The sequence below is a fragment of the Psychrobacter nivimaris genome, from assembly GCF_904846365.1.
Taxonomy (GTDB): domain Bacteria; phylum Pseudomonadota; class Gammaproteobacteria; order Pseudomonadales; family Moraxellaceae; genus Psychrobacter; species Psychrobacter nivimaris_B.
The window spans coordinates 32,948-42,449 of sequence record NZ_CAJHAL010000028.1; the positions used below are offsets into that span (position 1 = coordinate 32,948).

A 9,502-nucleotide genomic window follows, 5' to 3' on the forward strand; every position below is an offset into this window, starting at 1 on the left:
AGACGCAAACTTTTATTTCTAATACGTTGTGATTGGGTCAGCCAACTTTTATTTATAGCTCGTAAAGTAGCTAAGGACATTCGTTTGAACACCACAAACTTGACGACATTCGTTACCGTTATGCACACTGGCAGTATCTCAGGCGCCGCAGAAAAGCTGTTTATCACGCAGCCTGCTGTCAGTAAACGTATCAAAAACTTAGAAGACGAGTTTAACATTACCTTGTTTGATACGGTAGGACGTGGAATTGTACCTACTCAAGCTGCTAGTGAAATGCTACCTCATGCCAAACGTTGGCTAGAAGACTATGAAAACTTTAAAATCAACTTACAGCATTCTCAGCACATCGTCTCTGGCAAGTTAGTCATTGGTACTAGCCATCATATTGGCCTACATCATTTAGCACCTGTCCTTAAACACTTCATTCAAGCTTATCCAGCTGTTCAGTTAGAAGTACACTTCGTAGATTCTGAAAAAGCTCATAAAGCAGTACTAGATGGTGATTTGTCTTTGGCCTTTGTTACGCTTCCACCTGTCTACGATAAACGCTTAACTTATCACACGCTCTGGTCAGACCCTCTTTATTTTATGACGGGTACGCTATCACCTTTGGCTACTAAATCTAATGTGACGTTGGAGCAGTTAGCGCGCTACCCTGCCATTTTGCCTTCTGCCAATACCTTTACCAGTCAAATTACCTTGGCTGAGTTTGCCAAGCACAATCTGAAGCCTTATGCCACGATGAGCACCAACCCTCTTGAGTCTATCCGTATGCTGGTATCTGTTGGTCTTGGTTGGTCAGTACTACCACAAACGATGGTCAGTCAAGATTTGGAACGTATCAATATGGCTGACAATATTGAATTACAACGCTATTTAGGTGTGGTCATCAATCCAAAATTAACTCAATCTAGCAGCGTGACCGCCCTACTAGACTTACTTGCGCCTATTGAATAAAAAGAGCTCACTATAACAGTCTAAGAATTAAGCTATTCGCATTTGTGACTCTCATGCGTTATAATACGCTTGACGTTGCTTTTATAACAAAAATTTACCACAAGGACACTGATAGTCATATATTGAATACTTCTAGTAAGATATGATGGTTAACAGTAGGTTTAATGGTTTAGATTGATGATGTAGGTTGCTAATACTCATATATAAATAGCAGATGCGAGCAATAACAATAGATAAGTGGAATGCGATGTTCCCGTTGTTCTCTATCTCTATATGAGTGCTAGCCATAGAACAACATCAATCATATAAAACTACAGAAGATACTGAAAAAAGCCATTATGTCTCAATTAATGGCTTTTTTTGTCTTTAAATATTGTTTTGGACATCGCCTTGTAGGACAGAACTTTTATAGTTAAAAAATAATTACAGCCAACCATGTTGGTTAAGGACAATTTATATGAACGGAGTTTCTAGTGGCGTGCTGATATCACTCGGCGCCTATTTCTTAGTGATGATTGGGATTGGTGTTTACGCTTATTTTAAGCAAGCCAATGATACTGAAGGCTATATGTTAGGGGGTCGTAACTTAGGCCCAGCAGTAACCGCACTTTCTGCAGGTGCATCAGATATGTCAGGTTGGTTACTACTTGGCTTACCTGGTTATATGTTTGCCGATGGTGTGGTCAGTATTTGGATCGCGCTTGGTTTGACATTAGGTGCATTGTTAAACTATCTCATCGTAGCACCTCGCCTTCGTGTTTATACCGAAGTGGCTGACAACGCTATCACCCTACCAGATTATTTCGCCAACCGCTTTGAAGACAAGTCGCACATGCTACGCGTCATCTCAGCAGTGGTCATTATTCTATTCTTTACCGTCTATACCGCTGCAAGTCTTGTAGGTGGTGGTAAACTCTTCGAAAGCTCACTTAACCTATCGTATAGTACTGGCCTATGGGTTACCGCTGGTGTGGTTGTGGCTTATACGCTATTCGGTGGTTTCTTAGCGGTATCTATGACCGATTTCGTACAGGGCGTCATCATGCTGTTTGCCATGGTAATCGTACCTGTCGTTGCCTTTACTGATCTTGGTGGTATTTCAGCTACGACAGAAGCGGTGAGAAATATCGATCCGACCCTTTTGGACGTTACTAGCGGTATGAGTGTCATCGGTATTATCTCACTCATGGCATGGGGCTTAGGTTACTTTGGCCAGCCGCATATTATCGTACGTTTTATGGCGATTCGTTCAGTGAGAGATGTACCGACTGCACGTAATATCGGTATGAGCTGGATGGTTGTGAGTCTTATTGGTTCACTAATGACTGGTTTTGCTGGTCGTGCCTACGTACAAAAAACTGCCATGACGCTGGACGATCCTGAGACTATCTTCTTAGTATTTACTCAGTTCTTGTTCCATCCATTGGTTTCAGGTTTCCTATTAGCAGCTATTTTAGCGGCAATTATGAGTACTATCTCATCACAGCTATTGGTTGTATCAAGCTCTCTAACTAAAGATGTATACAAATTGTTCTTTGATAAAGATGCCCCAGAAGCTCGCCAAGTATTGGTTGGTCGTATCTCAGTTATCATCGTTGCTATCGTTGCCATTATGCTAGCGTCTAACCCAGATAGCTCAGTATTGAACCTAGTTTCTAACGCATGGGCAGGATTTGGTGCTGCGTTTGGTCCATTGGTTATCTTTAGCTTAACATGGCGTGGTATGAACCGTAACGGTGCTGTTGCTGGTATGGTTGTTGGTGCATTGACTGTTATCCTATGGATTTATGGTCCTTTCCAAGTTGATGGTATGGCACTAAATAGCTGGTTATATGCTATCGTTCCAGGCTTTATCTTAAGTACTATCGCTATCTTTGCCGTTAGTATCATGACTGGTGGCCCAAGACCTTCAGTTTCTGCTAAGTACAAAGAGATGGAGCTAAACTTGAACAAATAAGTTTACGTAATGTCTTAAGATTATTGCTATAAAAAAACCTCGTCATTATTGGCGAGGTTTTTTTTATGAGTAACGATTTAGTATATGCAATCTACTACAGTATCAAACCAAGAGAACTTATGGCAAGTAAGACTAGAGTATGGACAGCGATAGTAGTATCTAATAGCTCTGTGATGGATATACTAAGCCAGCTTATCCTAGCCTATTTGGCATTCCAACTGCTGCTCACTTTTACGAAGTAAGCCTTTATCAACAATACTTCTTTTCTTAATATCACATTTGATTATCTATTTAGATCTTTTCCTTGTGTACCTCAAGTATGCTACGTTATTAACAACTCATTCGGTAAGGTACGAGTGCGTATAGGTTCTTAAATGCAAGGGTATTTGCTGTATATGGACACTAAGCTAAACTAGGCAAATAAAATGTAGTCGTGCTATATGAATTAATACTATAAAGATTATATTTGCTGTTCTATCTATATTTGAGAACTTACAGTCAAATAGGTAATAGAAAGCCCATAAAAAAGCGACCTATGATAGGTCGCTCTTTGTTAGGTTGCTATTATAAAGTCAAATTATCTCGCTTGATAAGATAGCTTCACACCAGCGATAAAGCCGTCATTGTCTTGGAAATCGCCAACGATTTTATCACTAGGTAACTGACCTTTTGCATCACCGAACCATAAGTATTTGCCGCCGGCAGACACTGCCCAGTTCTCAGTTACGTTATACTTTGCGCCTAGACCGACACTATAGTAGCCTTCGACTGGACCTAGCGAGGTCGTTGGATTACCAGCGCCACTGTCCCAACCAACGGTACCGCTAATAGCAAGTGCTGGTGCAACACGTTTCGCTAAGCCTAGCTCCACCTGCCATTGGTCATCATCATACTCGACCAAGTCCAAACCATCAGGGCCGTAATTACGTTTACTAACGTCATTATATAATGGTGGTGTGATGGCAAAATCGCTCCATGGTACCCAACGGACTTTTGCCGTTGCTAAAGTAGTCGGATTGATACCTGTTTGGAAATCAAAGTTGACTGATTTAGGGGTTGTAATCTCATAATTACTGTTCCGGTTAGCAGCCGCAGCCCCTATAGCCGCTGCCTGTGCTGGAGTCGCTCCTTGCTGCAAAGCAGCTCCTTGAGCCAAAATACCTGCTATAGGATAATTCTCAGAGATATCTATATCATGGTCAATCTCAGAACGATAAGTCAACGCTGCTTTTAGAGCAATTTCAGGCTTGCTATAGGCAATACCTGCTATATAACCGTAATCCATATCAGGATTGCTGTTTGAGGTATAACCACTAGCAGGCCCATAAGCTAAGCCACGCAGCTTGGTTTCAGATTGGATACGCTGAGCAACTGGACCACCATAAATTTGGAAGTTTTTATTCGCGCCGAACTTCATACCAAGGATACCCGTTAGGCTTTGGCTACGAACTTCTACATTGGTATTTTCACCTGCAGTACTTGCTTCGGCTAGTGCTATGGCACCTGCAGTCTGTGGGTCTACACCATCACCTACCAAAGCCCCTCCTGAAGCATTCCTGTCTTCACTTGCCACAAAATTACTTTGCGTGTATTCAGCAGCAGCACCAAAAGGCTCATCATATAGTACACCCACACTGAACGTGTCGTTGATATCAGTTTTTACGCCATAGCGGAAGAAGTCATAAGATTCAGCAATGTCGCCCGTTTTATTGCCGCGCTCATAGTCATTTTGGCCAGGGTTGACATTCGCACTATCGTAGCCGCTTACATCAGCGTCAATATAAGTATAGACCGCTTCAGCGTAAGTGCCATCTTGAAAAAAGGCAGTGACATCTTGACCTGAGCGATCAAGACCAGCAGCGTTGGTTACGCTAGCAACAGAGAGAGTAGCAATAGCTACTGCGAGGGTTTTCAAATGAAAGGTAGTGCGCATTGTGTATCTCCAACGGTCCTTGTTGTATTAATACTTTAATAACCATTATGTAGCATTGCTATGCTCGATATTGATATTACTAAAGTCTTGTCCTAAGTTGAATACTAATGTCTTTTTGACACTAAAACAACATTTAAAGTGCTTTATTTCTCAATTATGACTGAACAGTACATATAAGATATAAATAAAATGCTGTGGTTTACTTTTTGTCTTTAATGTGATTTTTAAAAATACATAATAAAAAAGCGACCCTTAAAGGATCGCTTTTAATATTAATAACAAACAGCATCACATAATTTATTTGTGATTTACTGAGCTTGGTAAGATACCTTTACACCCAATACAAAACCATCGTTACTTTCGAAATCACTAACAATCGTCTTAGTTGGGATTTGACCTTTGGCATCACCGAACCATAAGTATTTACCGCCAGCAGATATTGCCCAGTTCTCGGTAACATTATATTTTGCGCCAAGGCCAGCACTATAATAGCCTTCGATAGGACCCAATGAAGTTACAGGGTTACCAGCACCACTATCCCAACCGACAGTACCACTTACTGCCAATGCTGGCGCTAAGCGTTTAGCCAGACCTAACTCTACTTGCCATTGGTCATCGTCATAGCTGACTAAAGATAAACCTTTATCATCATTAGTTGCTTGCTTGCTTACTTCATTATAAAGTGGTGGAACGATTGCAAAATCACTCCATGGTACCCAGCGTACTTTGGCAGTCGCTAAGGTTGTAGGGTTAATACCAGTTTGGAAATCGAAGTTAACTGATTTAGGTGTAGTAATATCTAGCGTATTACCTTGATTCGCTTCACCACCTAAAGCTGCTACTACTGGATATATCTCATCGATATTTGAGCTGTGGTCAATTTCAGAACGATAGGTCAAAGCCGCCTTTAGAGCAATTTCAGGTTTACTATAAGATATACCAGCGATATAGCCATAGTCGGTATCAGGACTAATATGAGCGGTATAGCCTGTAGCAGCACTATAGGCACTACCACGAAGACTTACATCAGCTTTGATACGCTGCACAACAGGACCACCGTACACTTGGAATTCTTTGTTTTGACCAAACTTAGCACCTAGGATACCTGTGATGCTTTCGCTACGGACTTCAACATTTGTGCCTTCATCATTCGCAAGGCGACCATCCGCAAAACCTTCTAATTTCTCAAGTTGATTTAACTGTGCTTGACCTGCTGCTAGCTGCGTTTCGCCAGCGGCGATACCTGCTAAACCAGCATTAATCTGTGGACGCAGTGCAGGCTCAAGTGCAGGGTTTTGATTAACAGCTGCTTGAGCTTGTCTTACTTGCTCTCTAACTGCATTTAAACGAGTTTCAGCAGCAGTTAACTGGTTTTGAGTACCTTCAACTAAACCTTTCAACTCTTCTACATTATTAACGCCTAACCCACCTAGACGCGATGCAATAATATTATTAACAGCATCAGTTGGTGCGCCTACAAAGTTATTATTTCCAGTGTAATCGGCTGCTGCACCAAAAGGCTCATCATATAAAATACCAACACTGAATGTATCGTTGATATCTGTTTTTACGCCATAACGGAAAAAGTCATAAGACTCTGCGATGTCATCAATTTTATTACCTGAGGTATCTTTACCAGTAACATCAGCATCGATATAAGTGTAGACAGCTTCTGCATACGTGCCGTCTTGTAGGAATGCGGTGATATCTTGGCCTGAGCGATCAAGGCCAGCAGCACTAGCGACGCTAGCAACAGAAAGAGTAGCAACAGCTACTGCAAGAGTTTTTAAATGAAAGGTGTGGCGCATTTTATATCTCCAAACATCCGCATTGTTTTACTGTTTTACCTAGTTTTAATAGGCAATCAGCATCCGAGGTGGAAGATAGTAAAGACTTTTTAACACTAAAACAACTACAAAAACACATTATTTCTATGTTATGACCACATAGTCATCAGACAGTATCTATATATAAAAATACGTATATATCTTCCGCTATTAGATGCTTTCTTTCCAAATTCTACTCATTAATAATGTGGCGGTCTGTCTGCCATTACATCAAATGGTGCAATACCGCTTTCCGTATCTTGACCTTCAATCTGTTTATAAATCAGCTGTAATTGACGTTGCAGCGTATGAATATCTCTGTCTTGTCGCGTGATTACGTCATCCAGTCGTTCGACGGTCACTTCAAGATGCGCGAGGCTCATTTGCAAATCGATTACTTGGGCTTGCAAATCATTTTGAATATCAGAAGTATTATCTGTAGTTTTAGGTTGGTTCATATTTTTCTCTAAATTATAGTAAGTATTAAATTGAAAGAATGAATTGTTGAGAGGTACTGTAGATTAGTGATAAATCTACAAACATAGTCATGGAATAGGAGCAGTTAGTAAAAGCAATAAATAGTACTGATAAAACTATTTACTCGCACTACAGTGACGCGGTGGCATGTTATACTGCAGGCAATTTTGCAACAACCCCTACCTCACTATTATATAAGCTTAAGATACTCTATGGCACTGATTCATTTAAAAGACATTCACTTAGCCTTTGGCGTCGCGCCTGTTCTTGATGGTATTGATTTTTCTATCAATACAGGCGAGCGTGTGTGCTTGATTGGCCGCAACGGCGAAGGTAAATCTACTTTGTTTAAACTGATCAATGGCTCATTGCAGCCTGACAGTGGCGAGATTATTACCAACAGTAGCATGCGTGTAGCGATGCTAGAGCAAGATGTTCCTGAGACCAGCGGTCGCATATTAGACATCGTTATGGGCGGTAGTCGTCGTACGGCTGATTTGCTCATTAACTATAATAAGCAAGTCGATATGTGTGCGAATGGCGATATGGATGCCTGTGAGCACATGGCGACCCTACAACATGATATCGATGCGGTACATGGTTGGGACTTAGAACGCGATGCCATGCGTCTGATTACGACCATGGGCCTTAATCCAGAAGATGACTTATCATCTCTATCTGGTGGTCGTAAACGCCGCGTGTTACTTGCTCGTGCGCTAGTTACTAAGCCTGATGTACTACTATTAGATGAGCCAACCAACCATTTGGATGTTGAAAGTATCGAATGGTTAGAACGCTTTTTGCTTGATTGGCAAGGCTTGACGTTGTTGTTCGTGACTCATGATAGAGCATTCGTAAATAAGCTATCGACTCGCATTATTGAGCTTGACCGTGGCCAATTGACCAGCTATGACGTAACACAATGTGAAGGTGGTTACGCGCGCTATCAAGAGCTAAAAGAGCTACAGTTGCAGGCTGAAGAAAAGAATAATGCCAACTTTGATAAAAAACTGGCACAAGAAGAAGTTTGGATTCGTCAAGGTATCAAAGCCCGTCGTACCCGTAACGAAGGCCGTGTACGTGAACTAAAGGCCTTACGTGAAGAGCGCAGCGATCGCCGTGAGCAAGTGGGCAATGTAAACATCACAATGGGTCAAGGCGAGAAAAGCGGTAAGCTTGTCTGTAAAGTTAAAAACTTACATCTTGAATATGACGGCAACGTCTTGGTAGATGATTTTACGACCACTATTATGCGTGGCGATAAGATTGGTATTGTCGGCCCTAACGGTGCTGGTAAAACTACGCTTATTAAAGCCCTACTCGATATGTCTGATGACGAAGTCACTAAGTCTGGTAGTGTCGAATTAGGTACTAATCTGAAAATCGCCTTTTTCGATCAGCTGCGTGATCAGTTAGATCTTGAAGCAAGCGTTGCGCAAAACGTTTCGGAAGGTTCTGACTTTGTCGAAGTTGGCGGTCGCAAGACGCACATCATGAGCTACTTGCAAGATTTCTTATTTGCCCCAGAGCGCGCACGTACACCTGTCAAAGCCTTGTCTGGTGGTGAGCGTAACCGAGTACTACTTGCCAAACAACTATTAAAACCTGCCAATATTTTGGTACTCGATGAGCCGACTAACGATTTGGATATGGCAACACTTGAGCTATTAGAAGAGTCAGTCGCCAGCTTTGGTGGTACGATTTTGCTAATCAGTCATGATCGCTCATTCATGGACAACGTCGTTACCTCTACGTGGGTGTTTGGCGAAGATGAAGATGGCAAAGGCACTGTTAGTGAATATGTAGGTGGTTATCAAGAGTACCTCGTACAAAAGAACCGCGAAGAAGCATCTCGTGCTGCAAAAGCACCTGCCAACAATGCAGCAAGCAACAAAGCGACAAACAAGCCTGACGCAGCAGCGAAACCAAATAAGGCAGCCAAAAAGCTAAATTATAATGATCAACGCGAACTGGATAATTTACCAAAAGAAATCGCTGCACTCGAAGCTGAACAAGCTCAATTGCAAGAAAAGCTGGCCGATGGCTCTTGGTTCAATACTGACTTTGATGCGGCGACAGCTGCTAGTGAGCGTCTCTTAACCATCGAAGATGAGATGATGCACAAGCTTGAACGTTGGAGTGAGCTTGAAGGCTAATAGTGGCAACTCTCTATCTGAGTTTATTAGAATATCGCATGTGTATTTTGCATTGCGTATTTCGATAAACAGAGAGTTTCCCAAACTTTGTGTAACTGCTTATAATCCACTAACAGGAGAATAAGCAATGACTAACCAATCTGACATCAAGAAACTGGCTGAGCAAATGGCCAGCAGCATGAAAAGCTTCGATGAC

The 9,502-nt window shown here is 41.8% G+C and carries 6 protein-coding genes and 1 pseudogene; 4 read left to right on the forward strand and 3 right to left on the reverse strand.

The features are described from left to right. Nucleotides 1–84 precede the first annotated feature (84 nt). Together JMX63_RS11545 and putP are read left to right on the forward strand one after the other, a co-directional pair. Nucleotides 85–957, forward strand: coding sequence for a LysR family transcriptional regulator (locus JMX63_RS11545; RefSeq protein WP_201572486.1), 873 nt, complete (start codon nt 85–87; stop codon nt 955–957). Between the two features lie 457 nt (nt 958–1,414). Further along, on the forward strand, nt 1,415–2,914 hold the full coding sequence (putP, locus tag JMX63_RS11550; RefSeq protein WP_160020915.1) for a sodium/proline symporter PutP: 1,500 nt from the start codon (nt 1,415–1,417) through the stop codon (nt 2,912–2,914). Between the two features lie 577 nt (nt 2,915–3,491). On the opposite strand, the gene JMX63_RS11555 is transcribed toward putP, so the two are convergent. The 3 genes from JMX63_RS11555 to JMX63_RS11565 all read right to left on the reverse strand — a co-directional run bounded on the left by JMX63_RS11555 (nt 3,492) and on the right by JMX63_RS11565 (nt 7,131). Beyond that, nucleotides 3,492–4,847 carry an outer membrane protein transport protein gene (locus JMX63_RS11555; protein ID WP_201572488.1) on the reverse strand — a complete coding sequence of 452 codons (1,356 nt, stop codon included), beginning with the start codon at nt 4,845–4,847 and terminating at the stop codon, nt 3,492–3,494. Between the two features lie 308 nt (nt 4,848–5,155). Beyond that, nucleotides 5,156–6,655, reverse strand: a complete 1,500-nt coding sequence (locus tag JMX63_RS11560; protein ID WP_201572490.1) for an OmpP1/FadL family transporter — start codon at nt 6,653–6,655, stop codon at nt 5,156–5,158. 218 nt (nt 6,656–6,873) lie between these two features. Next, nucleotides 6,874–7,131 (reverse strand): SlyX family protein, encoded by a 258-nt coding sequence (locus tag JMX63_RS11565; RefSeq protein WP_201572492.1) that lies wholly within the window; start codon nt 7,129–7,131, stop codon nt 6,874–6,876. Nucleotides 7,132–7,362: 231 nt separating this feature from the next. Between JMX63_RS11565 and JMX63_RS11570 the strand changes: the two genes are divergently transcribed. Both JMX63_RS11570 and JMX63_RS14735 read left to right on the forward strand, forming a co-directional pair. Beyond that, entirely contained in the window at nt 7,363–9,306 is a 1,944-nt protein-coding gene (locus JMX63_RS11570; RefSeq protein WP_201572495.1) for an ATP-binding cassette domain-containing protein, read from the forward strand. Between the two features lie 127 nt (nt 9,307–9,433). Further along, a pseudogene (locus JMX63_RS14735) lies at nt 9,434–9,502 on the forward strand (transposase); the annotation flags it as partial.